The 1,993-nt window shown below is 37.5% G+C and carries 2 protein-coding genes; both read right to left on the reverse strand.

Translation table 11 applies throughout. From position 1 onward, the window contains the following. The coding region (locus BA053_RS06050) for a phage terminase large subunit family protein (RefSeq protein ID WP_065106866.1) at positions 1 to 1,376 on the reverse strand (1,376 nt) is incomplete at its 3' end. Then, positions 1,373 to 1,993, reverse strand: a 621-nt coding sequence (locus BA053_RS06055) for an ankyrin repeat domain-containing protein (RefSeq protein WP_174525439.1), incomplete at its 5' end; no start/stop codon positions are given. The genes BA053_RS06055 and BA053_RS06050, both read right to left, overlap by 4 nt.

The raw sequence follows: 1,993 nt of genomic DNA on the forward strand, positions 1-1,993 counted from the left end.
GCCATTACTCTTCCAGATCCTTGATGACCTCTTACCCAATTGTATACTTCCTGTGTTGCATATCCTGCATCAACTGCCATCATACTTATCATATATTCAAGCCCATTTTCACCGATAAAATGATGATTGAGGAGCTCCGAAAGCTTTTTCCATACTTCTCCACCTCCTGTATCTCCTTCAAATACTCGGTAGTCTATTGACCAATTTTCACGGCTTTTTCCCCAGGCTACAACTTCCACCTCTAGACGATCTTTTTGGACATCTACTCCTGCAGTAAGTACTACTTCTCTCCTAGGTACTGTGCCAATCTGAAAAAATTCTCTCCTGTTAAATAATTGCTTCCAGTCTGGTACTTCTCCTTTATCTACCCAAGTTTCTCCAAGCGTTGTGTTTATCCAAACTTTCAGTAATTGTTCACTTTCTTTGGCATGGAGAAAATCTTCTACTGCTTGTTGCCAACTATACCAGCCAACTGGACTATAAAGACTTGAAAGGTGAAATCCTATTACTTTGCTATTGTGTACTTGATTTGTAGCTCTCCATTCTCCACGGTCTAGCATCTCTGTCTTTTGATGATTTTCTATTTTGCTGCTACATTCAGTGCAGACATAATGTGCTGTTCTTGAGTCGTTGTTTTCCCATTTAATTTGTGACCATTTTAGAACTTGATAGTAATTACAATACGGACATGGTACAAAAAAGTACTGCTTATCTGTTGCTTCAAATTCTTTCTCAATTCTGCTTATTCCATGAATCGTTGGTGTTGATACTAAAAAAATCTTTCGCCGTGCAAATGTATTAGTACGGGCTATGCTGAGTAAAACTGGATCTCCTTCACCTCCTGAATCTCCTGGATAGGCATCAATCTCATCAAGAAAGAGATATTTTACTGGCATAGAACGAAGTCCTACACTGCTATTTGCTCCAGTTATTACTACTATTCCACCTGGAAATTCCTTACTCTGTACAGTATTCCCTGAATCTCTTGACCTTGGGTCTTTTACTTTACTTTTTAAACATGGCGTACTCTCTATTAACGGTGCAAATCTTCCCTTCGACCAACGCTTTCCCATTTCAACTGTTGGCTGTACTACCAGCATTGGACCAGGAGTCTGATCTATGATGTAGCCAATCCAATTGTTACCAGCTTCTGTTCCACCAATCTGCGCTCCTTTCATGAATACTACTTTTTCTGCTGGTGAGGACGGAGAAAGTGAATCCATGATCTCTTTTAAATAAGGAGTTCTCTCTGTTCTCCATTTTCCTGGCTCTGATGCTGCAGTTGGTGCTAAAACTCGATACTCATTTGCCCACTCTGACACTTTAAGCTGGGGATCTGGTCTTAAACCTTCAGAAAAAGCTCTAGCGTATATCATTGTCTGCATCTACTAGTAATTGGTTCTAACTCAACGTCATTAACAGTAGAACTACACTCCTCCAGTTCCATAAACATCTTTTTCTGAAATTCGTTTTCTATATATCTTTTGCTCACCTCACTTATCATTATTGCTATAATAAGTGCAAATATCCCTGTTATTGTTGCAAAAATGATTGCATTGCTTATTGTTGTTGCTGTTAACCCTATACATACCGCTATTGCTACTGCACTTACTGAGGTAAAAACACAGATCACATTGTTGTATTTTCTTACTTTTGCATCTCTATGTTCTATACACCTATAATAAACTGGTACAGACTTGCCTATCTCGTCTGGTAATTTGATGCTCTTTTCTTTAAATAAAGTTTTTAGCAATTCTAAATTATTTGACTTGATTGCTAAGTGCAAAACAGGTGTATAGTTTGCTCCTTTTTTCAGCAATAACTTTACTACATGTAAATGCCTTTTTTCTGCAGCAAGATAAATTGGTGATAGACCTTTATTATTTACAATATCAATATTGATTTCTTCTTTTAAAATTGCATCTACAATCTCAATTTCTCCTCTTTGTGCAGCTAAATGGAGTAGACTATTCTTTTCAGAACCGTATTTATT

It is taken from the genome of Wolbachia endosymbiont of Nomada ferruginata, assembly GCF_001675785.1.
GTDB lineage: Bacteria > Pseudomonadota > Alphaproteobacteria > Rickettsiales > Anaplasmataceae > Wolbachia > Wolbachia pipientis.